The organism is Pseudomonas sp. GW821-FHT05H12, from assembly GCF_059419385.1.
In genome coordinates this window covers 36,359-59,326 of sequence record NZ_JBWKRS010000028.1, presented here as the reverse complement: position 1 = coordinate 59,326, position 22,968 = coordinate 36,359, and the positions used below count along the sequence as shown (strand labels likewise).

The window sequence follows — 22,968 nt, the reverse complement described above, 5'->3', positions numbered from 1 at the left end:
GCGATGCACGTATTCATGTGGCCGGAAACACGGCCGCGCTGGCAGGACGGTGTGTTGTTGATCGGCCTGCGACACGTGCCAGGCATGACCCGCGAAGCCGCCCGGGCGCGGGTGCGTCAGGCACTGAGTGAGGCATTGCTGCAGGCGCTCGATGTGCCCCAGGAGCGCATCCGCTTTCACTCGGCACCGGGCGAGGCCCCGCAGATCCGTGTGCCCGGGCATGAAGACGCCGGGCTTTCCATCAGCCACGACGGCGATTTTTCGGTGGCAGCGGTGCACTTGCATGGCCCGGTCGGCATCGACGTGATGGCGGTGCAGGACACCCCGGACTGGCAAAGCGTGACGAGCGACTACCTGGGCCCGCACGTGCTGGCGCGCTTGTGCGCCGCGAACCAGGCCCAGCGCGCTCGCCTGTTTACCCGCGCCTGGTGTGAGCGCGAGGCACGGCTCAAGTGTGTGGGGCAGGGGTTGGGCGAATGGTCGCCACGGGCCGCCCGGGGCTGTCGCACCGTTGAGGTGGGGTTGCCGGCCGGGCTGGTCGGCGCCTTGGCCCTGCGCGCATAAATTGCGCTGCAATCGGTCATCAAAGCGCCTTAGTATGTGAGCTTTGAAATTGCCCAAGGCTCGCCCATGACCATCGAGATTCGCCCTGCCGTGCCCAGCGATGCTGCGCAGATCCTGACTTTCATCACCGAGCTTGCCGAGTACGAAAAGGCCCGGCATGAAGTGATCGCCAGTGTGGTGGATATCGAGCGCAGCCTGTTCAGCGAGGGCGCCACCGCCCACGGCCTGATCTGTTCGCGGGACGGTTTGCCGATCGGTTTTGCGGTGTTCTTTTTCAGCTATTCCACCTGGCTGGGCAGCAACTGCCTGTACCTGGAAGACCTGTACATAAACCCCGAGCAACGCGGCGGTGGCGCCGGCAAGAAGCTGCTGCGCCACCTAGCGAAGATTGCCTGTGACAATGGCTGCGGACGCTTCGAGTGGAGCGTGCTGGACTGGAATGAGCCGGCGATTGCCTTCTACAAATCCATCGGCGCCCAGCCGCAGGAAGAGTGGGTGCGCTACCGCATGGAAGGCGATGCGCTGCGCGATTTTGCCCAGGGCTGAAGCCCCCTGAACTTCAAGTGTGAAAGGAGGGCTTGTGTGGGAGCTGGCTTGCCTGCGATACAGGCGCCGCAGTGTGTCATTCACACCGCGGTGATGCTATCGCAGGCAAGCCAGCTCCCACACAAGCCCTTTTCTTTTAGTTTATCTCACTATATGGGATGCAAATTTATATATTGAGATGTTTCAAAAGATGGGTTTATAGTCGGCTGCATCAGCACTCACTACCAAAAATAAAACAGGTGAAGCGATGCAGGCCCAACCGTTGTCATTACCCGCCGTGCCCGAGCCGACTTATGGCGAGCGGCTGAAGAACAAAGTAGTGATCATCACCGGCGCCGCCCAAGGCATTGGCGAGGCGATCGTCGCCTGCTTCCAGGCCCAGCAGGCGCGCCTGGTGATCGCCGATATCCAGGGCGACAAGGTCGAGAAGGTCGCCGCCCACTGGCGCGAACGTGGTGCCGAGATTGTCGCGCAGCCCGTCGACATCACCTCCAAGGCGCAATGGCAGGCGCTGGTCAATCTGGCCATCGAGCGCTTTGGCCGCGTGGACGTGCTGGTCAACTGCGCCGGGGTCAACGTGTTCCGCGACCCCTTGGAAATGACCGACGAAGACTGGCGCCGCTGTTTCGCCATCGACCTCGACGGTGCCTGGTTCGGTTGCCGCACGGTGCTGCCGCACATGATCGAGCAGGGCATCGGCAACATCATCAATATCGCCTCCACCCATTCCAGTCACATCATCCCCGGCTGCTTTCCGTACCCCGTCGCCAAGCACGGTTTGCTTGGGCTGACCCGCGCCCTGGGCATCGAATACGCACCCAAGGGTATTCGCGTCAACGCCATCGCCCCGGGCTACATCGAGACCCAGCTCAACGTCGACTACTGGAACGGTTTCCCCGACCCCCATGCCGAGCGCCAGCGTGCGTTCGACCTGCACCCGCCCAAGCGCATCGGCCAACCGATCGAGGTGGCGATGACCGCGCTGTTCCTCGCCACCGACGAGGCGCCCTTTATCAATGCCACCTGCCTGATGATCGATGGCGGGCGGTCTGTGATGTACCACGACTAGAACTCGCAGCTCTTCAATAACAACAAGAGGTGGTTCATGTTCAAGAAAACACTAGGCGCCGTGGCGCTGGCAGTGGCGTTCAGCGGTTTTGCATCGGCCGAAGAAGTGAAGATCGGCTTTCTGGTCAAGCAGGCCGAGGAACCGTGGTTCCAGACCGAATGGGCCTTCGCCGAGAAAGCCGGCAAGGACCAGGGCTTCACCGTGATCAAGATCGCCGTGCCGGACGGCGAGAAGACTTTGTCGGCCATCGACACCCTGGCCGCCAACGGCGCCAAGGGCTTTGTGATCTGCCCGCCGGACGTGTCCCTCGGCCCGGCGATCATGGCCAAGGCCAAGCTCAATAACCTCAAAGTGCTGGCGGTGGATGACCGTTTCGTCGATGCCAAGGGCAAGCCCATGGAGGACGTGCCTTACGTCGGCCTGGACGCCTACAAGATCGGCCAGAAACAAGGCGAAGCCATGGCCGCCGAAGCCAAGCATCGCAACTGGGACTGGAAGGAAACCTATGCCGTCATCAACACCTTTGACGAGCTGGAAACCGGCAAGAAACGCACCGACGGTTCGGTAGAAGGCCTCAAGGCTGCAGGCTTGCCGGCCGACCATATCCTGTTCAGCGCACAGAAAACCCTCGACGTGCCGGGCAGCATGGACTCCACCAACTCGGCCCTGGTGAAACTGCCGGGCACTGCGAAAAACCTGATCATCGGCGGCATGAACGACAGCACCGTGCTGGGTGGCGTGCGTGCCACCGAAAGCGCCGGCTTCAAGGCCGCCAACGTAATCGGCGTGGGCATCAACGGCACCGATGCCATCGAAGAACTGAAGAAATCCGACACCGGTTTCTACGGCTCGATGCTGCTGAGCCCTGACGCGTCGGGCTACAAGACCGCCAGCGCGATGTTCGAGTGGGTGACCAAGGGCACCGAGCCTGCCAAGTTCACCGCCTTGGATAACGTGACCCTGATCACCCGTGCCAACTTCAAGGAAGAGTTGAGCAAGATCGGTCTGTGGAAATGACCGGCGCGGCCTTGCGCTTCAATGGCATCGGCAAGGAATTTCCCGGTGTGAAAGCCCTGGCGCAGATCAGCTTTGAAGCGCGGCCCCATGAGGTGCACGCGCTGATGGGCGAGAACGGCGCGGGCAAGTCGACCTTGCTGAAAATCCTCGGCGGTGCCTACCTGCCGAGCAGTGGCACGGTGCAGATCGGCGAGCAGACCATGGCCTTCAAGAACGCCGCCGACAGCATTGCCAGCGGCGTGGCGGTGATCCATCAGGAACTGCACCTGGTGCCGGAAATGACCGTCGCCGAAAACCTGTTCCTGGGGCACTTGCCGACGCGCTTCGGCGTGGTCAATCGCAGCCAATTGCGCAAGCAAGCGTTGGCCTGTCTCAAGGGGCTGGCCGATGAAATCGACCCAGAGGAAAAGCTCGGGCGGTTGTCCCTGGGCCAGCGCCAACTGGTGGAAATCGCCAAGGCGCTGTCCCGCGGCGCCCATGTGATTGCCTTTGATGAACCCACCAGCAGCCTGTCGGCGCGGGAGATCGACCGCTTGATGGCGATCATCACGCGCCTGCGGGACGAGGGCAAAGTGGTGCTCTACGTATCGCACCGCATGGAGGAAGTGTTCCGCATCTGCAATGCGGTCACCGTGTTCAAGGACGGCCGTTACGTGCGCACCTTTGATGACATGAGCACACTGAGCCATGACCAGTTGGTGACCTGCATGGTCGGTCGCGATATCCAGGATATCTACGACTACCGGCCTCGCGAGACGGGCGAGGTGGCGCTTCAGGTCGAGGGTTTGCTTGGGCCGGGCCTGCGTGAACCGGTGAGCCTGAAGGTACACAAGGGCGAGATTCTTGGCCTGTTCGGATTGGTCGGGGCAGGGCGCACGGAGCTGTTTCGGCTACTCAGTGGCTTGACCCGCAGCAGCGCTGGCAGCCTGGCGCTGTGTGGGCAAACACTGCAGTTGAACTCCCCTCGCGATGCGATTGCCGCCGGTGTGCTGCTGTGCCCGGAGGACCGCAAGAAGGAAGGCATTATTCCGCTGTCCAGCGTGGCGGAAAACATCAACATCAGCGCGCGCGGTGCGCACTCGGCGTTTGGCTGGCTGCTGCGCGAAGGCTGGGAGAGGGGCAACGCCGAGCAGCAGATCAAGGCGATGAAGGTCAAGACGCCGAACCCGCAGCAGAAAATCATGTACCTCTCAGGGGGCAACCAGCAGAAGGCGATTCTCGGCCGCTGGCTGTCGATGCCGATGAAAGTGCTGCTGCTGGACGAACCCACGCGGGGCATCGACATCGGCGCCAAGTCGGAGATCTACCAGATCATCCATAACCTGGCGGCCAGCGGCATTGCGGTGATCGTGGTGTCCAGCGACCTGATGGAAGTGATGGGTATCTCCGACCGCATCCTGGTGATGAGCGAAGGGGCGTTGACCGGCGAATTGACCCGCGAACAGGCGGACGAAGCACGCCTGTTGCAACTGGCTCTCCCGCGTTCGCGGGCTTGAAGAATTCGAGGGTGTAGGTATGTCACAGGTAAAAACTGCAAAGGGCTTCTGGCCGGGTTTCAACCAGCGCAAATTCCTCGACGATTGGGTGATGCTGCTCGCGGCGTTGACCATCTTTGTGCTCAGCGCGCTGTTCATCGACAACTTCCTCTCGCCGCTGAACATGCGTGGCCTGGGCCTGGCGATTTCCACCGTGGGCATTGCGGCGTGCACCATGCTGTTCTGCCTGGCGTCGGGGCATTTCGACTTGTCGGTGGGCTCGGTGATCGCCTGTGCCGGTGTGGTAGCGGGGATCGTGATCCGTGACACCGACAGCGTGGTGCTCGGTGTGTCGGCGGCGTTGGCCATGGGCCTGGTGGTGGGGCTGATCAACGGCATCGTGATCGCCAAGCTGCGCATCAATGCGTTGATCGCCACGCTGGCTACCATGCAGATCGTGCGCGGCCTGGCCTACATCTTCTCTAACGGCAAGGCCGTCGGCGTAATGGACGAAGGCTTCTTCGTGTTCGGCAACGGCCAGTTGATGGGCGTGCCGGTGCCGATCATCATCACCGTGCTGTGCTTTGTGTTCTTTGGCTGGCTGCTCAACTACACCACCTACGGGCGCAACACCATGGCCATTGGCGGCAACCAGGAAGCGGCGTTGCTGGCGGGTGTGAACGTTGATCGCACCAAGATCATCATCTTTGCCGTGCACGGTTTGATCGGCGCGTTGGCCGGGGTGATCCTTGCCTCGCGCATGACCTCGGGTCAGCCGATGATCGGCCAAGGGTTTGAGTTGACGGTGATTTCGGCCTGCGTATTGGGCGGGGTATCGCTGAGCGGCGGCATTGGCATGATCCGCCATGTGATTGCCGGGGTGCTGATTCTGGCGATCATCGAGAATGCGATGAACCTCAAGAACATCGACACCTTCTACCAGTACGTGATCCGAGGCTCCATCCTGCTATTGGCCGTCATCATCGACCGCATGAAACAACGCTGAAGCCCGAACCTGTGGAGATCAAAATGTGGGAGCTGGCTTGCCTGCGATAGGATCACCTCGGTACAGCTGATCCACCGAGGTGTCTGCATCGCAGGCAAGCCAGCTCCCACAGTGGATCTCCACTGTTTTGAGGGACGGTATTTGCCATAATGCCCCCGCTTTTTACACTTATAGGCCCGATATGCAGGAAAACCCTCAGCCCACCGTCAAAGAAACCGCCCCCACCGGCACCCAAACTCTGTTGCGTGGCCTGGGCGTGGTGCAGGCGGTGGCGGCCGGTGCGCGGGATCTGAAAGAGATCGCCCGGCGCATCGGCACCACCCGCAGCACCACCCACCGCCTGGCCAGTTGCCTGGTGGAAGAGCGCTACCTGCGCGTGGTGCCGCAAGTCGGTTACCTGCTGGGCCCCAAGCTCATCGAACTGGGTTTCCAGGCACGTGAAGAGTTGCCGCTGGTGACCTTGGCCATTCCTTATCTGGATGAGCTGTCGGCATTGACCGGCGACACCATTCACCTGGCCATTCGTGAATACGACGACGTGCTGTACCTGCACAAGAACCCGGGGCGCAATGGCCCGGAAATGCGCTCGCGGGTCGGCCATCGCATGCCGTTGGCGCGTACCGGTATTGGCAAGGCGTTGCTGCTGGATGACCCGGTGCAGGAATGGCAGCGCCTGTACGAAGTGAGCCAGCCGGTTGCCGGTAAACACCAGCCGTGGCCGCAGCACCCGGAACAGTCCTGGGCGCAGTTCGAGCAGCGCATGCACGAGTACGTGGTGGGGGGCTTTGCGTTCGATCTGGAAGACAACGAACCGTCGATCCGTTGCGTGGCGGCACCGGTGCGCGATGCCAGCCGGCGAATCGTCGCCGGCATCAGCATCGCCAGTACCGTGCCCTACATGCCGCTGGAGAAAATGGCCGAGCTGATCCCTGTGGTCAAACAGGTCGCAGCGCGGCTGTCAGCGGAGTTGGGCGCGAAGGCCTGATCAGGCCTTCAGGGTCGCCATGTCGATGACAAAGCGGTACTTCACGTCGCCGGCGATCATGCGCGCGTAAGCCTCGTTGATCTGGCGGATGTCGAGCATTTCGATGTCGCAGGTGATGTTGTGCTCGGCGCAGAAATCCAGGACTTCCTGGGTTTCGGCAATGCCGCCGATCAGCGAGCCGGCCAGCACTTTACGGCCCAATACCAGCTTGGCGGCGTTGACCGGTGGGTCGACCGGTTCGATCAGGCCGACCAGGATATGCACGCCGTCAAAGCGCAGGGTGTCGAGGTAGGGGTTCAGGTCGTGCTGCACCGGGATGGTGTCCAGCAGGAAGTCGAACTGCCCGGCAGCGGCCTGCATCTGTGCGTCGTCGGTGGACACGATCACGTGGTCGGCACCCTGGCGACGACCTTCTTCCGCCTTGCTGGCCGAGCGGGTGAACAGCGTGACTTCCGCGCCCATCGCCTTGGCGAACTTGATGCCCATGTGGCCCAAACCGCCCATGCCCAGCACGCCGACTTTGTCGCCGGCCTTCACGCCGTAATGCTTGAGCGGCGAGTAGGTGGTGATGCCGGCGCAGAGGATCGGCGCGGCGCTGGCCAGGTCGAGCGTGGCCGGGATCTTCACCACAAAGTGCTCGCTGACTACGATACTGTCGGAGTAGCCGCCCATGGTGTTGCTGCCGTCTACACGGTCCGGGGTGGCGTAGGTCATGGTCGGACCTTCGAGGCAGTATTGCTCAAGGTCCGCGTGGCAAGCGTCGCAGTGACGGCACGAGTCGACCATGCAGCCGACGCCGACCAGGTCACCGACTTTGTGCGCGGTGACGCTGGCGCCGACGGCGGTGACTTTGCCGACAATTTCGTGGCCGGGCATCAGCGGGTACACGGCGATGCCCCATTCGTTGCGAGCCTGGTGGATGTCGGAGTGGCACACGCCGCAGTAGAGAATCTCGATGGCCACGTCATCGGCGCGCGGGCTGCGGCGCTCGAACGACATGGGGGCCAGGGGCGTGGTAGGCGACTGGGCGGCATAACCGATAGCGGTGTACATGGAGGCAACCTCGCAAAAGCAATCACAGGTGAGGCGGCGCATTTTCCGCGCAGGGTCGGTGGGCGGCCATGGCGATTGCTCCGAACCTCATGCCTATTCGTCCGGGAGTGCCGGGTGTTTGGATCCATGTGCCTTCAGACCTGCGATGATGTTCTCATCCCTTTTTCGCGAAGTTTTTTGCCATGTTGTTGACCCGCCATCTCGATGCCAACGCCACCCTGGTTGCCTTGATCGAGGGGCTTACGCCCTGCGACGGTTTCTCCCCGACGAACCTGCCCGGCGTGCAGGTGTTGCGCGCCAGTTGCGACGTGGCGCGCGGGCCGCAGATCTATGAGCCGAGCCTGATGTTCGTGGCCCAGGGCAGCAAAGTCGCGTACCTGGGCCCGCGTACGCTGGAGTACGGCGCCGGGCATTACCTGATCCAGGCGATGCCGGTGCCGTTCGAGTGCGAGACCTTTGCCATGGCGCCCGATGCGCCGCTGTTTGGCGTGACGGTGGGGATCGACCGCGTGGTGCTGGGTGAATTGGTTATGGCCATGGGCATTCAGGCCGGGCCGCCACCGACGGCGCAGACCCTGGAGTCGATGAGTTCGGTGGTGCTCGATGATGCGATGCGCGGTTGCGTCGAGCGGCTGTTGCAGTGCCTGCACGATCCGCTGGAAAGTCGGATCATGGGCCCGGCGCGGGTGCGCGAATTATTGTTCACCGCATTGCGCGGGCCACAGGCAGATGTGCTGCGCGCGTTGGTGGAACAGCAGGGACAGTTTTCGCGGATTGCCACGTCGTTGAGTCACCTGCACGCCCATTACGACGAGCCGCTGAACATCGAGACCTTGGCCGGGTATGCACACATGAGTGCGTCGACCTTTCACGAGCATTTCAAGCGCTGCACGATGTTGTCGCCGGTGCAGTACCTCAAGCGTTTGCGGCTGCTCAAGGCTCAGCAATTGCTGCTGGTGGAGGGCATGGGCGTGGCGCAGGCGGCGCATCGCGTGGGGTATCAGAGCACGTCGCAGTTCAGCCGCGAGTACAAACGCTACTTCGAGCGCAGCCCGGGTGAAGAGCGCGCTGCCTAAATCTTATTGATTCAACCCGGTCAATGTGGGAGCTGGCTTGCCTGCGATAGCGGTCTGTCAGTGCCTTATGTATAGCTGGCCCACCGCTATCGCAGGCAAGCCAGCTCCCACAACTGACCGCGCTGTGTCAGCTGTAAAAAAAGGCTCCCATTTGGGAGCCTTTTTTTGGCTTACATATTCGGGTAAGTCGGCCCGCCCGCGCCTTCCGGCGTGACCCACGTGATGTTCTGCGAAGGGTCCTTGATGTCACAGGTCTTGCAGTGCACGCAGTTCTGGGCGTTGATCTGGAAGCGCTTCTCGCCGTCTTCCTTGGTGATCACCTCATACACGCCAGCCGGGCAGTAGCGCTGCGCCGGTTCATCGTAGAGCGGCAGGTTGGTGCCGAGTGGGATGCTCGGGTCCTTGAGCTTCAAGTGGCACGGTTGCTCTTCTTCATGGTTGGTGCTGGAGAGGAACACCGAGCTCAACTTGTCGAAGCTCAGCTTGCCGTCGGGTTTGGGGTAGTCGATCTTCTTGCTGTCCTTGGCCAGCTTGAGGCAGGCGTAGTCCGGCTTGGTGTCGTGCAGGGTGAACGGCATCTTGCCGCCCAGGATGTTCTGGTCGAACCAGTTGAAACCTGCGCCGAGGATCGGGCCGAACTTGTGCATCGCCGGGCCGAAGTTGCGGCTGGCGAACAGTTCTTCGTAGAGCCAGCTGTTCTTGAAGCTGTCGACGTAAGCGGTCAGTTCATCACCGCCTTCGGATTCGGCGAACAGGCGGTCGGCCACGGCGTCGGCGGCGAGCATGCCGGACTTCATCGCGGTGTGGCTGCCCTTGATCTTGGCGAAGTTCAGGGTGCCGAGGTCGCAACCGATCAGCGCGCCACCTTTGAAAACCATCTTCGGCAACGAGTTCAGGCCGCCTTTGCAGATGGCACGGGCACCGTAGCTGATGCGCTTGCCGCCTTCGAGGTACTGGGCCAGCACCGGGTGGTGCTTGAGGCGCTGGAACTCATCGAACGGCGACAGGAAGGTGTTGCTGTAGGACAGGTCGACGATCAGGCCGACGACCACCTGGTTGTTTTCCAGGTGGTAGAGGAACGAGCCACCGGTGTTCTCGGCGCTCATGATGTCCAGTGGCCAACCGGCGGTGTGCACCACCAGGCCTGGCTGGTGCTTGGCCGGGTCGATTTCCCAGATTTCTTTCAGGCCGATGCCGTAGTGCTGGGCGTCGGCGTCGCTGTCCAGGTTGAAGCGCTGGATCAGTTGCTTGCCGATGTGGCCGCGGCAGCCTTCGGCGAACAGCGTGTACTTGCCACGCAGTTCCATGCCGGGGGTGTAGACGCCTTCTTTCGGGTTGCCTTCACGGTCGACGCCGAGGTCGCCGGTGATGATCCCGCGTACCACGCCGTTTTCGTCGAACAGTGCTTCCTGGGCGGCGAAGCCTGGGTAGACTTCCACGCCCAGGTTCTCGGCCTGCTGGGCCAGCCAGCGGCACAGGTTGCCCAGGGAGATGATGTAGTTGCCTTCGTTGTGCATGGTCTTGGGCACAAAGAAGTCAGGGACCTTGGTGGAGGCTTCGGGGCTGCGCAGTACATAGATGTCATCGCGCACCACCGGGGTGTTGAGCGGGGCGCCGAGTTCTTTCCAGTCCGGGAACAGTTCGTTCAGGGCGCGTGGTTCGAACACGGCACCGGAGAGGATATGGGCGCCGACTTCGGAGCCTTTCTCGACCACGCAGACGCTGATTTCCTTACCGGCTTCGGCGGCCTTCTGCTTCAGTCGGCAGGCGGCAGACAGTCCCGCCGGGCCAGCGCCGACGATGACCACGTCGAATTCCATGTATTCGCGTTCCACAGGCTATCTCCTACTCAAGGCTCAACAGGCTTTTTTTTCTAATGGGTGGAGGTTCGGTGTCGTCTTGCAGCAACGGCAGGACCCACCTTTCTCTCTAGGTGGCGCATTATATCTACACCACTGGCAGCGTCCAATACAAACGTTTGTTTGAATTGCTCGCAGGCTAGGTAAATCAAAGAGACGCGGCTTATGACGGGCTATTTTGCCGTATTGACCAGAATAGGCGTTCCGGTCAATATACGGTCGGTTTTGCGCTTACCGTAGGCAGACTGCAGGTTTCAAGAGCACGTCCAAAAGCAAGAAAGGTGGCGCGCGTCCAAGCAATGGCGCGCAGTTTACACGCTGCGATAAAGAATGACCTCTCAGTCACTGCTGACGAACGGTCATCACTTCCCGTGAGCAAGGTCATCCGCCGACGTTTTTGGAGGTGCCCTTGTGTGCCGATGAGCATCAACCGCCAGGTTCGCCTAGGCGACTTTCTTTTCACCGGAGAGTAACGAGGAATCCATGAAGGTTCTTGTAGCTGTCAAACGCGTTGTCGATTACAACGTGAAAGTTCGCGTCAAGGCGGACAATTCCGGCGTCGACCTTGCTAACGTCAAGATGTCGATGAACCCTTTCTGCGAAATCGCTGTGGAAGAAGCCGTCCGCCTGAAAGAGAAAGGCGTGGCGACTGAAATCGTCGTGGTTTCCATCGGCCCGACCACTGCCCAAGAGCAGCTGCGTACCGCCCTGGCACTGGGCGCCGACCGCGCCATCCTGGTTGAGTCCGCTGAAGAGCTGACCTCCCTGGCCGTTGCCAAGCTGCTCAAAGCCGTTGTCGACAAGGAGCAGCCTCAGCTGGTGATCCTCGGCAAACAGGCTATCGACAGCGACAACAACCAGACTGGCCAGATGCTGGCTGCCCTGACCGGTTACGGCCAAGGCACCTTCGCTTCCAAAGTTGAAGTAAATGGCGACAGCGTCGCAGTGACCCGTGAAATCGACGGCGGCGCACAAACCGTTTCGTTGAAACTGCCGGCCATCGTCACCACCGACCTGCGTTTGAACGAGCCGCGCTACGCGTCCCTGCCAAACATCATGAAAGCCAAGAAGAAGCCGCTTGAGTCGGTGACTCCAGACGCTTTGGGCGTTTCCACCGCCTCCACCAACAAGACCGTCAAGGTTGAAGCACCGGCTGCGCGCAGCGCGGGCATCAAGGTCAAGTCGGTTGCAGAACTGGTCGAGAAACTGAAAAACGAAGCGAAGGTAATCTAACCATGACTATCTTGGTAATCGCAGAACACGATAACAAGGTGCTGGCCCCGGCCACCCTGAACACCGTGGCCGCTGCCGCTAAAATCGGTGGCGACATTCACGTGCTGGTAGCAGGCCAAGGCGCTGGCGCCGTGGCTGAAGCCGCTGCGAAAATCGCAGGCGTGAGCAAAGTCCTGAACGCTGACAATGCGGCCTACGCGCATCAGCTGCCGGAAAACGTGGCCCCGCTGGTTGCAGAGCTGGGCGCTGGCTACAGCCACATCCTGGCTGCCGCTACCTCCAACGGCAAAAACATCCTGCCACGCGTTGCCGCGCAACTGGACGTTGACCAGATCTCCGAGATCATCTCGGTTGAAAGCGCTGACACCTTCAAGCGCCCGATCTACGCCGGTAACGCCATTGCCACCGTGCAATCGACCGCTGCCATCAAAGTGATCACCGTGCGTGCCACCGGTTTCGACCCGGTTGCTGCAGAAGGGGGGTCGGCTGCCGTTGAAGCTGTTGCCGCTGCCCACGACGCTGGCACTTCCAGCTTTGTTGGCGAAGAGCTGGCCAAGTCGGACCGTCCTGAGCTGACCGCTGCCAAGATCGTCGTTTCCGGCGGCCGTGGCATGCAGAACGGTGACAACTTCAAGCACCTGTACGCCCTGGCCGACAAGCTGGGCGCTGCGGTCGGCGCTTCCCGCGCGGCCGTCGACGCAGGTTTCGTACCCAACGACATGCAGGTCGGCCAGACCGGCAAGATCGTCGCGCCACAGCTGTACATCGCCGTCGGTATCTCCGGCGCGATCCAGCACTTGGCCGGTATGAAAGACTCCAAAGTGATCGTCGCGATCAACAAGGACGAAGAAGCACCGATCTTCCAGGTGGCCGATTACGGCCTGGTGGCGGACTTGTTCGAAGCCGTACCTGAATTGGAGAAGCTGGTCTAATCCAGCCGCTTCACTTATAAAGAGCCCGGTCTTATGACCGGGCTTTTTTTTGCCTTTGTAGGAGCCGGCTTGCCGGCGATGGCGTCCTTGAAATGTTCGGTGATTTCAACGGCCTCATCGCCGGCAAGCCGGCTCCTACAAGGGATGCGTTTGTCATTGGGAGGAGGTGTCATGGAATTGCGTCGTTGGGTGGGGCTGCTTGGCCTGTCACTGCTGCCGGGCCTGGCGCTGGCCGCCGGCAAATGCGAGCGCCTGGTGATCACCGGCAGCCCGGATGCGCCACCGCTGCTGTGGCGTGACCCGCAAGACCCGACGCACCTGATCGGCGCCACCGCCGATGTGTTGCAACAGGTGGGCAAGGACCTCGGCCTGAAAATCGACCTGCTCTACGGCGGCAAGCGCTCCCTGGCACTGGAGGAAGTGCGCAGCGGGCGCATGGACATCCTGGCTGATGCGCCGCTGAACCTGGGCGAGCTGGAAACCCTCGACTACATCCACCCGGCGCTGGTGCAGATCGATTACCTGGTGTGGACCCGCAAGGACTCGCCGCTGGTGTATGCCTCGGCCGCGGACCTGCATGGCCACAAGGGCGCAGTGTCAGAGCGGGCGCGCTTGAGTGCCGACTTCGAGACGTTTGCCGGCCAGCAACTCAGCTTGCAGCGTTTGCCCACCCTGACCCCGGCGTTTCAGAAGCTGCTGCTCGGTGAGGTGGACTATGTGCTGGCCGGACGTTATTCCGGCATGGCCATGGCCCAGACCCTGGGCATGAGCAATGACTTGGTCGCCCGCGAAGTACCCATCGACCAGCCGGGCCTGTACCTGGCGATTTCCCACAACTCGGCCTGCAATGATCCGTGGCTGCGCGGACAGTTGGCCAAAAAGATGACAGAATTGCCCGCTTCCGGTGTGGCGCAAGCGGCGTTGCAGCGCAATCTGGAGCGTTGGAAAGCGCAATTGCAGCAACCTGTCGGCACCCCAGCAAAGTAAGGATTTTCAGTGACTCTTCGACCTCTTTTCGCGGCCCTCGCCGTTGTCGCTCTGGCGGGATGTGCAGCCGATCCTGCGCCGAATGAACAAATACGCCTCACCCAGCAGGCCCTGGAACAAGCCAGCGCGGTGGGCGCCAGCACCGATGAATCGCCTGAACTGAAACTGGCTGAAGACAAATTCGCCCGGGCCAAGGCCGACATGGCCGACCAGTCCTACAAACACGCGCGCATGCGTGCCGAACAGGCCGAGCTGGACGCACGCCTGGCCGAAGCCCAGGTGCTGACCCGCAAGAGCCAGGAACAGCTGAACGTGCTCAACACGCGGATCACCCGCCTGCGCAAGCAATTGCAGTTGGGAGAAGCCCAATGAGCCCGTTGATCCGTGGTTTGAGCTGTGTGTTGCTGCTGGGCAGCGCGGCGTTGGGCGGTTGTGCCAGCCAGCCCAACAGCGAGCAGGCCTTGCAACTGGCCAGCAATGACTTCCAGAAGGTCAAGGAAGATGCCAACGTGCTGCGCTTTGCGCCCAAGGACATTATCCGTGCCGGCGAGTCCCTGGCCCGCGCCGACCGTTTGTCCAGCTACTGGGGCAGCGGCGCCGACGTGGTGCATTACGCCTACCTGAGCCAGCGCTACAGTGCCATCGCCCGTGAACACACCGAACAGGCGCTCAACGCCGAGCGCGGCGTCAAGCTAGAACTGGAGCGCCAGCGCCTGCAACTGGCCCTGCGTGAAAACAAGCTGGCCAGCGTGCAGCAGCAAGGCAAGTGGCTTGAGCAGCAAATCGCCAGCCTGACCACCACCCAGACCGATCGAGGTTTGGTGATGACCTTGGGCGATGTGCTGTTCGACACCGGTGAAGCCGAGCTGGAAAACTCGGCCAACCGCACCGTGCTGAAAATCGTGCAGTTCCTGCAACTGAACCCCAAGCGCACAGTGCGCATCGAGGGTTACACCGACAACACCGGCGGCGAGCAGGAAAACCTGAAACTGTCCCGCGACCGTGCGCAATCGGTGGCCGATGTGTTGATGGACCTGGGCATTGATGAGCAACGCATCGAAGTCCAGGGGTATGGCGATCAGTACCCGGTGGAGGCCAACGCTTCCGAGCGGGGCAGGGCGCAGAACCGCCGGGTCGAGATCGTCTTCTCTGATGAAAAAGGCCAACTCGGCGCCGCCCGCTAACGCCTGGCACCGATCAAAATGTGGGAGCTGGCTTGCCTGCGAAGGCGGTGTATCAGTCAATATTTCATTGGTTGACACACCGTCTTCGCAGGCAAGCCAGCTCCCACCGTTGTTTGGTGTACACCCTTACAGTTTTTACTGTCACTCCCGCCCGCGCTCGACTATTGTGGCAACTGTCCCCGTACACTTCTAAACTGTGCCGGTATGTTTCACACAAAAATAAAATATCCGTGAAATCGAGTGCTGCGTCATGACCAATCTGTTGCTTTACCAACGTATCGCCCAGCAACTGGCTGAGGATATCCGGCGCGGTGTCTATCAACCGGGGGAGCGCGTGCCTTCGGTGCGCAAGATGAGCTCCCAGCTCAATGTGAGCCATGCGACGGTATTGCAGGCCTACGCCAACCTGGAAGACCAGGGGCTGATCCGGGCGCGGCCGCAATCGGGCTACTACGTGCACCAGACCCCCGCGCTGACGGCCCCTACGCCGGACATCGCACGGGTCGAGCGCCCAGGGTTGGTCACCCGCAGCAGCATCATCCAGCAGGTCTTGGTCGAGTCGCGCCGCGAAGGGGTGTTCCCGCTGGGCGCGGCCGTGCCGAGTGTCGACTACCTGCCCGTACGGGCACTGCACCAGCAGTTGGCCAAGGTCACGCGTTTCCAGAGCCCGCGGGCGTTCAGCTACATGTTCAGCCCTGGCTTCGAGCCGTTGCGCCGCCAGGTGGCGATTCGCATGCGCGACGCCGGCGTGGTGGTGGACCCTTCCGAAGTGGTGATTACCCACGGCTGTGTCGACGCGTTGCAGATGTCGTTGCGTGTGCTCACACGCCCTGGCGACCTGATCGCCGCTGAGTCACCGACCTACTACGGTTTGCTGCAACTGGCCGACCTGTTGGGCCTCAAGGTCATCGAGATCCCCAGCGACCCCGCCACCGGCATGAGCCTGGAAGCCCTGCAATTGGCGGCCAACCAATGGTCGATCAAGGCCCTGGTGCTGACCACGCGCTTGAGCAACCCGCTCGGCGCGACCATGCCCGAGGAGCGCCAGAAGCAACTGCTGCGCCTGGCGTCGGACTTTGATATCCAGATCGTCGAGGATGATATCTACGGCGAGCTGATGTTCGAACTCGGCCGCACCAAGGCGCTTAAAGCCTATGACCGCCTGGACCGGGTGATCTACTGTTCGAGTTTTTCCAAGACCTTGTCGCCGGGTGTGCGTATCGGCTGGATGATCGCCGGTAAGTACCAGCAGGAAATCCAGCGTTTGCAGATGTTCAGCACCCACTCGGCGTGCAGCGTGACCCAGATGGGCGTCGCGGCCTACCTGGAAAACGGTGGCTATGACCGGCACCTGCGCTACATCCGCCAGGAATACCGCAAGAACCTCAGCGCATTTCAGCTGGCGGTGCAGCAGTATTTCCCGGAAGGCACGCAAATGACTCGTCCGACGGGGGGCTTTATCTTGTGGGTCAGTTTGCCGGGCCGGGTCAATACTCAGGAACTGCACGTGCGCGCCCTGCAGCAGGGCATCAGCATTGCGCCCGGGGTGATATTCAGTAATACGGAACAGTTCAACCACTGTATTCGCCTCAACTGCGGCACCCCGTGGAACCGCGAGGCAGAGCGCGCGCTGATGACCCTGGGGATGCTCGCCAGCCAGTTGTGCCAGGAAACCGCAGCGGGTTTTTGAGGCGTGCATTGGGGACAGTACCGATCGCTGGCAGATCAGCACGCTTGTCATGCCGCGCACAACAAGCGAGCATATGGCCCTCTGCCGTTAATGCTGTTGGCGATATGACCTCTATTTTTCGCGCTGCTGTGGTGATTGGCCTGCTAAGCCTGTGCAACGTCGGCACGGTGCTGGCGGCAACCCCCGTGACAGACAGCAAGCCCGCCGCCAGCAGCCAGCAGAAGACCCCCGCGAAGAAACCGGCCCCGGCTAAAAAAGCCCCGGCCGCCAAGAAAAAGGCGGCGGCGGTCAAAAAGCGTGCACCGATCGCCAGCAAGTCCAAATCGGCCCATGAAGTCGCCCAGACCCAACTGCCACCGGCACAGTTGGACCTTTCCCTGCCGTCGGACATGGTCCGGCACTTGCAGCCGATTGGCACCATGCCCAAGCCCAAGAGTGTGCCGTTGTTGCCGCCGATGTTCGGTGAGAAGCCGTCGGACAACAGCGCGTTCCAGATCAACGGCCGCCTGCTCAGCAACGAGATGAAGCTGCAACTGCGTAACGAAGAGCGGCGTGAAGTGGAAGGCGCCGCGCTGGATTTCGAATTCAAGCAGTAAACTTTTCCCCCGAAGGTGACCCCGACCTTCGACCATCTGTCGCAGACTGGTCAGTCACTTTTGTTTTGTGCGAAAAACCCCTGTTAGACCATTTTAAAACGGCTGTTTTAGGGCGTACTCTAGCCCGGCCATCCACATTGAGTCGTCGAGGACCTGCTGGTCATGAAATGCCGTGAAGGCTGTGGCGCTTGCTGCATCGCCCCCTCCATCAGTTCACCGCTGCCGGGAATGCCTCAGGGCAAACCTGCGGGGGAGCGTTGCCTGCACTTGTCGGTCGAACAGCTATGCCTGCTGTTCGGCCAGCCGGAGCGCCCTGCGGTGTGCAGTGATTTCAAGGCAGATCCTGAGGTGTGTGGCACCGACCAGGCCGATGCAATCCGGTTGATCGGCTGGTGGGAGCAGATGACGGCGGCTTGATGGGCTTTACTATCGGAACTTCAACAATAAGGAATACAACAATGGGTTCGCTGAAACGAATGGCTGTGTTGTGCGGTTTTACGGTGTTGTTTGCTGCCACTGCCCAGGCTGAGGATTGGCAAGTCGCCAAGGACGAAGACGGTATCAAAGTGTCTTTGAGCGAAATTGCCGGCTCCAAGTACAAGGCCTATCGCGGTGTGACCGTGATCAAGGCTCCGGTGGCAAAAATCGTAGCGCTGCAGGAAGACGCCGTCGGCGCTTGCACCTGGATCCACGAGTGCAAATCGCAGAAATTGCTGAAAACCGAAGGTGACAAGAGCTGGACCTACACCCAGTTCAAGGCACCGTTCCCGGTGACCGACCGCGATTCCATCCTCGAAATCACCACCAGCAAGGCGGCTGACGGTACCGTGACCCGCAAGCTGCTGGAAGTGCCGACCTACCAGCCTGAAGTCAAAGGCTACGTGCGTGTGGCCCAGGTGGATGGCTACTGGAAGCTGGTGCCAAAAGGCGACAGCCAGACCGAAGTCACTTACCAGGTGCACACCGAGCCAGGTGGTAGCGTGCCGTCGTGGTTGGCCAACAAGTTCGTGGTGGACGCGCCGTTCAACACCTTGAAAGCCCTCAAGGAACGCGCCGAGAAGTAAGCGCTATCGGTCCGGTGCCTCCGGCCTTGGGTGGAACGTTTGGCGAACCCCCAAGGTCCAGATAGATGTGAGCCCACACGCGGGCTTTATCGAGGAGGCACCGATGCAAACGTGGCAAATTACCTTCGTTGATGACCACGGCGTTAAAGCTGTGGAGCAGTTCACCTGCGAACAAAAGCCCAGCCTCGAAGACGCTGCGCACATGATTCGCAACAAGCTGGTGCCCGTTGCGGCCGAGCTTGACCTCAATGACCTGGAGGGCCGCAAGCCCGAGCCGACGGTCAAGATCCTCAAAGACCAGAACAGTATCCAGATCCTCGACATCTCGCCTGCCGCCTGAACATTCCCTGACTGCCATTAAAGCGCCTCTGGTGGAGGTGATAGCTTCGCGCTACTCTGCAATCGAGATCAGCGAATGATTCGCTAAGGTCTGGTCTTGTCAGCTACATGCTTGTTTTCCCTCGGTGTTGTTATTTGCCGTAGCACCCGCGCCGTTAGGGCGCGGGCTTCGGGAAGCACGGAAAGTCTATCCATCAATTTGAGGAGCACTTTTCATGAGCACAGCCTATCAAGAAGACATCAGCACCAACGTTCTGCGCCGCATGAAAGAAGGCGGCTTCGACTTCTCACGTTTCCACCCCATCGAGTTCTACGCCATTTTCCCGGATGAGGAACGGGCGCGCAGGGCGGCGGGTCGGTTTCGCGGGGAATCCCTGAATGCCCAGGTCAGTGCGCGCGACGACGGCGCCTGGTACCTGGAACTGAGCAAAATCATGTTCGCGACCTACGACGGCATAGGAGACTTCGAGCAAGACTTTGAAGCGGTGGTCGAGCCGCTGGGCGGGATCATCGAAGGCTGGGGCGTCAAGCAGGAGGTGCGTGGGTTACCCATGTAGCAGTATGAGAAACACAGCGTATCGGCTGACCTTAGGGTCGGCCGTTTTTGTTTATACCTCCCCGATATGACTGCCCCCAACAATTTCGCGGCGCAAAAAAAAGCCACCCTAAGAAGGGTGGCCTAAAGGGAAGACCGGAGGAGCCGGTCGGTACACGAAGTACCACGGTACCGATTGCGCAAGGGTTGAAGCTGTAGGACGAGTCCTGTTCAGCAGATGGTGGTGATTATCCGCACGCTTCACCGGGCAGTGAAATCAACTCTGACTATGCTGTTGATAGCCAAAGCCCGCATTGCGATGAAGCGTGCGTCATGGCGCCGGGCATTCTGCGCACCAGGACGGTGCGACGCGTGCCTCGCATTAATTCAACTCACTGATTTTAAAGTGTTTATGCCGCTGGCACGGGCCTTGCGATGGTTCTTGCGTCCGGGTGACAAGGAGTACGGCATGATCCGCACTTATTACGACGAAATGTACGATGGGGCAGGGCAGGTTCGCCCCCATTACCGCGAGTTCGCCCGATGGTTGGCCGAAACCCCGGCTGAATTGCTGGCCCAGCGCCGGCGCGAAGCCGATTTGCTGTTTCACCGCGCCGGAATCACCTTCACCCTCTACGGGGACGAGCAGGGCACCGAGCGCCTGATTCCCTTCGACACCATCCCGCGCAGCATTCCGGCCAGTGAATGGCGGGTTGTCGAGCGTGGCTGCATTCAACGGGTCAAGGCGCTGAACATGTTTCTTGCCGACCTGTACCACGAACAACGCATCATCAAGGCCGGCATCATTCCCGCCGAACAGGTGCTGGCCAACGAGCAATACCAGTTGGCGATGCAAGGCCTGGACTTGCACCGTGATCTGTATTCCCACATTTCCGGGGTCGATCTCGTACGTGATGGCGACGGCACTTACTACGTGCTGGAAGACAACCTGCGCACCCCCAGCGGCGTGAGCTACATGCTCGAAGACCGCAAGATGATGATGCGCCTGTTCCCCGAACTGTTCGCTGCCCAGCGCATCGCGCCCATCGACCATTACCCCAACCTGCTGCTCGACACACTGAAAAGCTCAAGCCCCCTGGACAACCCCAGCGTGGTGGTGCTGACCCCGGGCCGCTTCAACAGCGCGTTCTTCGAGCATGCCTTCCTCGCCCGGGAAATGGGCGTGGAACTGGTGGAAGGCGCCGACCTGTTCGTGCGCGATGACCGCGTGTTCATGCGCACCACTGACGGCCCCAAGGCGGTGGATGTGATTTACCGTCGCCTCGACGACGCGTTCCTCGACCCGCTGGCCTTCAACCCGGAGTCGATGCTGGGCGTGCCCGGCCTGCTCGCTGCGTATCGCTCGGGCAACGTGGTGCTGGCCAATGCCATTGGCACCGGGGTGGCGGATGACAAGTCGGTGTACCCCTTCGTCACCGAGATGATCCGGTTTTACCTGGACGAAGAGCCCATCTTGAAGAACGTTCCTACCTTCCAATGCCGCAAGCCTGACGAACTGTCCCACGTGCTGGCCAACCTGCCGAACCTGGTGGTGAAGGAAACCCAGGGCTCCGGTGGCTACGGCATGCTGGTGGGCCCGGCGTCCACGGCGGCGGAGATCGAAGCCTTCCGTGCGCGTATCAAGGCCAAGCCCCATGCCTATATCGCCCAGCCCACCTTGTGCTTGTCCACGTGCCCGACCTTCGTCGAAAACGGCATTGCGCCGCGCCACATCGACCTGCGCCCGTTCGTCTTGTCCGGCAAGGAAACCCGCGTGGTGCCGGGCGGCCTGACCCGCGTGGCCTTGCGCGAAGGCTCGCTGGTGGTCAACTCGTCCCAGGGCGGCGGCACCAAAGACACCTGGGTGGTGGAGGACTGATGCCATGTTGAGTAGAACTGCCTCCGACCTGTACTGGATGTCGCGCTACCTGGAGCGTGCGGAAAACCTCGCGCGCATGCTCGATGTCAGCTATTCCCTGTCGTTGATGCCCCAGGACGGGCACGGCGACGGCCTGCACGAATTGGCCATGCCCTTGCTGATCACCGGCACGCTGGATGATTACCGCGAACGCCATGGCGAACTGCATGCCGAACACCTGCTGCACTTTTTTGCGATGGATGCGGCCAACCCCGCCAGCATCTACAGCTGTCTCGGGGCTGCGCGGGCCAGCGCTCATGCGGTGCGTGGGAGAATCACCGCCGACATGTGGGAAAACATCAACGCCACCTGGCTGGATATTCGCGATATCGCCCAGCAGGGCCTCAGCCGCTACGGCATGAGCCGCTTCTGCGAGTGGGTCAAGGAGCGTTCGCACCTGTTTCGCGGTGCCACCTACGGCACCATCATGCGCAACGATGCCTTCCGTTTTATTCGCCTGGGCACCTTTATTGAACGAGCCGACAACACCTTGCGTCTATTGGATGCGCGCTACGAAATGGCCGGCGACCAGGCAGCCGCAGTCACTGACGGCACCGCCCACGCCTACTACCAGTGGAGTGCATTGTTGCGGGCGTTGTCGTCGTTCGAGGCGTACACCGAGATCTACCGTGATGCACCCGGTGCCCGCCAAGTCGCCGAATTGTTGCTGTTGCGCGCCGATGTGCCCCGTTCGCTGCGTGCCTGCAGTGAGGAGATCGATCAGATCCTCGCCAGCCTGCCCGGCCTCAATGGTCGGCCGGCTCAACGTTTGGCGGCCGAGATGGACGCGCGCTTGCGCTTCACGGCCATCGACGAAATCCTCGAGGAAGGCCTGCACGCCTGGCTGACCGACTTTATCCCTTTGGTGCGCCAGTTGGGCGACGCCATCTACAGTTCCTACCTGGAGGCCGCATGAGACTCTCCATCAGCCACGAAACCACCTACCACTACGAGGACCAGGTGCGTGCGAGCATCCAGTACCTGCGCCTCACGCCCCACGACAGCGAGCGTCAGCACGTGCTCAGCTGGCAGCTCGACCTGCCGCGCCCCGTGCGCGCCCAGGTGGACCCGTTCGGCAATATCCTGCATGTGCTGACCCTGGACGAACCCCACGACGCCATCATCATTGGCGCTCGGGGCCAGGTCGACATCGACGAGTTGCGCGAGGCCGAACACGAGAGCCAATCGGCTTTCCCGTTCTTGCGCAGCACACGCCTGACCGAACCCGATGACGCCCTGCGCCGGTTTGCCGAGCAGCACTGTCATCAGCGTCGTGACCGCACGGCACTGATCGACTTGATGCATGGGCTCAACCAGGCGATGGTTTACACGCCGGGCGCTACTGAAGTCGACACCAGCGCCGGTCAGGCCTTTGCGGGAGGGGCGGGGGTGTGCCAGGACCACGCCCATGCATTCCTGGCCTGCGCCCGCAGCCTGGGGATTCCAGCGCGGTATGTGTCGGGGTATTTGTACAGCGAAGACAGCGCGCACCTGGCCAGCCACGCCTGGGCCGAAGCCTGGCTGGATGACGCCTGGTACAGCTTCGACGTGACCAATCAACTGGCCCGCCCGGAACGGCATTTGAAGCTGGCCGTGGGCCTGGATTACCTCGACGCCTGCCCGGTACGCGGCATGCGCCGTGGCGGCGGGCATGAGCAGATGCATGCCAAGGTATTTGTGGCGCCAACGCCGGTCATTTCAGTCCAGCAGCAATAGGCGACGTAGATCTAATGTGAGCTGGGTTGTGTGGGAGCCGGGCTTGCCCGCGATACAGACGCCTCGGTACAACAGATGCACCGAGGTGATGCCATCGCAGGCAAGCCAGCTTCCACACAAGCCA

24 protein-coding genes are annotated in these 22,968 nt (G+C 61.2%); 22 read left to right on the top strand and 2 right to left on the bottom strand.

All coding sequences use genetic code 11. The features are described from left to right. Positions 1-3 precede the first annotated feature (3 nt). The 7 genes from AC07SU_RS22320 to AC07SU_RS22290 all read left to right on the top strand — a co-directional run bounded on the left by AC07SU_RS22320 (position 4) and on the right by AC07SU_RS22290 (position 6,662). Positions 4-564 carry a 4'-phosphopantetheinyl transferase family protein gene (locus AC07SU_RS22320; RefSeq protein ID WP_176997906.1) on the top strand — a complete coding sequence of 187 codons (561 nt, stop codon included), beginning with the start codon at positions 4-6 and terminating at the stop codon, positions 562-564. 66 nt (positions 565-630) lie between these two features. Beyond that, complete coding sequence (locus tag AC07SU_RS22315) at positions 631-1,110, top strand: GNAT family N-acetyltransferase (protein ID WP_041161286.1); 480 nt, start codon at positions 631-633, stop codon at positions 1,108-1,110. 247 nt (positions 1,111-1,357) lie between these two features. Beyond that, positions 1,358-2,179 carry an SDR family oxidoreductase gene (locus tag AC07SU_RS22310; protein WP_494998252.1) on the top strand — a complete coding sequence of 274 codons (822 nt, stop codon included), beginning with the start codon at positions 1,358-1,360 and terminating at the stop codon, positions 2,177-2,179. Between the two features lie 36 nt (positions 2,180-2,215). Continuing rightward, a complete protein-coding gene (locus AC07SU_RS22305) occupies positions 2,216-3,196 on the top strand; it encodes a substrate-binding domain-containing protein (RefSeq protein ID WP_176997904.1) in 981 nt (326 codons plus the stop codon). Further along, the gene (gene araG / locus AC07SU_RS22300; RefSeq protein WP_176998018.1) at positions 3,193-4,692 is read left to right on the top strand and encodes an L-arabinose ABC transporter ATP-binding protein AraG; all 1,500 of its coding nucleotides are present in this window, start codon (positions 3,193-3,195) and stop codon (positions 4,690-4,692) included. The genes AC07SU_RS22305 and araG overlap by 4 nt, the downstream gene beginning before the upstream one ends. Before the next feature lie 19 nt (positions 4,693-4,711). Further along, positions 4,712-5,677, top strand: a complete 966-nt coding sequence (gene araH / locus AC07SU_RS22295) for an L-arabinose ABC transporter permease AraH (RefSeq protein ID WP_176997903.1) — start codon at positions 4,712-4,714, stop codon at positions 5,675-5,677. Positions 5,678-5,858: 181 nt separating this feature from the next. After that, on the top strand, positions 5,859-6,662 hold the full coding sequence (locus AC07SU_RS22290; RefSeq protein ID WP_176997902.1) for an IclR family transcriptional regulator: 804 nt from the start codon (positions 5,859-5,861) through the stop codon (positions 6,660-6,662). Here the strand turns inward: AC07SU_RS22290 and AC07SU_RS22285 are convergent, their stop codons facing one another. After that, on the bottom strand, positions 6,663-7,715 hold the full coding sequence (locus AC07SU_RS22285; RefSeq protein ID WP_176997901.1) for an NAD(P)-dependent alcohol dehydrogenase: 1,053 nt from the start codon (positions 7,713-7,715) through the stop codon (positions 6,663-6,665). 182 nt (positions 7,716-7,897) lie between these two features. On the opposite strand from AC07SU_RS22285, the gene AC07SU_RS22280 reads away from it, so the two are divergent. Beyond that, positions 7,898-8,791 carry an AraC family transcriptional regulator gene (locus tag AC07SU_RS22280; RefSeq protein ID WP_176997900.1) on the top strand — a complete coding sequence of 298 codons (894 nt, stop codon included), beginning with the start codon at positions 7,898-7,900 and terminating at the stop codon, positions 8,789-8,791. Between the two features lie 170 nt (positions 8,792-8,961). Here the strand turns inward: AC07SU_RS22280 and AC07SU_RS22275 are convergent, their stop codons facing one another. After that, positions 8,962-10,626 (bottom strand): electron transfer flavoprotein-ubiquinone oxidoreductase, encoded by a 1,665-nt coding sequence (locus AC07SU_RS22275; protein ID WP_176997899.1) that lies wholly within the window; start codon positions 10,624-10,626, stop codon positions 8,962-8,964. A gap of 507 nt (positions 10,627-11,133) precedes the next feature. Here AC07SU_RS22275 and AC07SU_RS22270 point away from each other — a divergent pair. The 14 genes from AC07SU_RS22270 to AC07SU_RS22205 all read left to right on the top strand — a co-directional run bounded on the left by AC07SU_RS22270 (position 11,134) and on the right by AC07SU_RS22205 (position 22,844). After that, positions 11,134-11,883, top strand: coding sequence for an electron transfer flavoprotein subunit beta/FixA family protein (locus tag AC07SU_RS22270; protein WP_176997898.1), 750 nt, complete (start codon positions 11,134-11,136; stop codon positions 11,881-11,883). Positions 11,884-11,885: 2 nt separating this feature from the next. Then, positions 11,886-12,815 (top strand): electron transfer flavoprotein subunit alpha/FixB family protein, encoded by a 930-nt coding sequence (locus AC07SU_RS22265; protein ID WP_141063507.1) that lies wholly within the window; start codon positions 11,886-11,888, stop codon positions 12,813-12,815. A gap of 171 nt (positions 12,816-12,986) precedes the next feature. After that, positions 12,987-13,802, top strand: a complete 816-nt coding sequence (locus AC07SU_RS22260) for a substrate-binding periplasmic protein (RefSeq protein WP_494998251.1) — start codon at positions 12,987-12,989, stop codon at positions 13,800-13,802. Positions 13,803-13,811: 9 nt separating this feature from the next. Further along, positions 13,812-14,174 (top strand): DUF4398 domain-containing protein, encoded by a 363-nt coding sequence (locus tag AC07SU_RS22255; protein ID WP_176997895.1) that lies wholly within the window; start codon positions 13,812-13,814, stop codon positions 14,172-14,174. Further along, positions 14,171-14,986 carry an OmpA family protein gene (locus AC07SU_RS22250; RefSeq protein WP_494998250.1) on the top strand — a complete coding sequence of 272 codons (816 nt, stop codon included), beginning with the start codon at positions 14,171-14,173 and terminating at the stop codon, positions 14,984-14,986. Before AC07SU_RS22255 ends, AC07SU_RS22250 begins: the two co-directional genes overlap by 4 nt. A gap of 250 nt (positions 14,987-15,236) precedes the next feature. After that, positions 15,237-16,676, top strand: coding sequence for an aminotransferase-like domain-containing protein (locus AC07SU_RS22245; RefSeq protein WP_017138335.1), 1,440 nt, complete (start codon positions 15,237-15,239; stop codon positions 16,674-16,676). Positions 16,677-16,780: 104 nt separating this feature from the next. Beyond that, positions 16,781-17,272 carry a translation initiation factor 2 gene (locus tag AC07SU_RS22240; RefSeq protein ID WP_494998249.1) on the top strand — a complete coding sequence of 164 codons (492 nt, stop codon included), beginning with the start codon at positions 16,781-16,783 and terminating at the stop codon, positions 17,270-17,272. Between the two features lie 162 nt (positions 17,273-17,434). Continuing rightward, complete coding sequence (locus AC07SU_RS22235) at positions 17,435-17,689, top strand: YkgJ family cysteine cluster protein (RefSeq protein ID WP_176997892.1); 255 nt, start codon at positions 17,435-17,437, stop codon at positions 17,687-17,689. 41 nt (positions 17,690-17,730) lie between these two features. Continuing rightward, positions 17,731-18,336, top strand: coding sequence for an START domain-containing protein (locus AC07SU_RS22230; RefSeq protein ID WP_494998248.1), 606 nt, complete (start codon positions 17,731-17,733; stop codon positions 18,334-18,336). Between the two features lie 103 nt (positions 18,337-18,439). Next, on the top strand, positions 18,440-18,676 hold the full coding sequence (locus tag AC07SU_RS22225) for a hypothetical protein (RefSeq protein ID WP_176997890.1): 237 nt from the start codon (positions 18,440-18,442) through the stop codon (positions 18,674-18,676). 214 nt (positions 18,677-18,890) lie between these two features. After that, positions 18,891-19,232, top strand: a complete 342-nt coding sequence (locus AC07SU_RS22220; RefSeq protein ID WP_003193463.1) for a ribonuclease E inhibitor RraB — start codon at positions 18,891-18,893, stop codon at positions 19,230-19,232. Positions 19,233-19,679: 447 nt separating this feature from the next. Beyond that, positions 19,680-21,089: a circularly permuted type 2 ATP-grasp protein gene (locus AC07SU_RS22215; protein ID WP_176997889.1), complete on the top strand. Its 1,410-nt coding sequence runs from the start codon at positions 19,680-19,682 to the stop codon at positions 21,087-21,089. A 4-nt stretch (positions 21,090-21,093) separates the two neighbouring features. Next, positions 21,094-22,044, top strand: coding sequence for an alpha-E domain-containing protein (locus AC07SU_RS22210; protein WP_494998247.1), 951 nt, complete (start codon positions 21,094-21,096; stop codon positions 22,042-22,044). Further along, on the top strand, positions 22,041-22,844 hold the full coding sequence (locus AC07SU_RS22205) for a transglutaminase family protein (protein ID WP_494998246.1): 804 nt from the start codon (positions 22,041-22,043) through the stop codon (positions 22,842-22,844). The genes AC07SU_RS22210 and AC07SU_RS22205 overlap by 4 nt, the downstream gene beginning before the upstream one ends. The last annotated feature ends 124 nt before the right edge of the window (positions 22,845-22,968 follow it).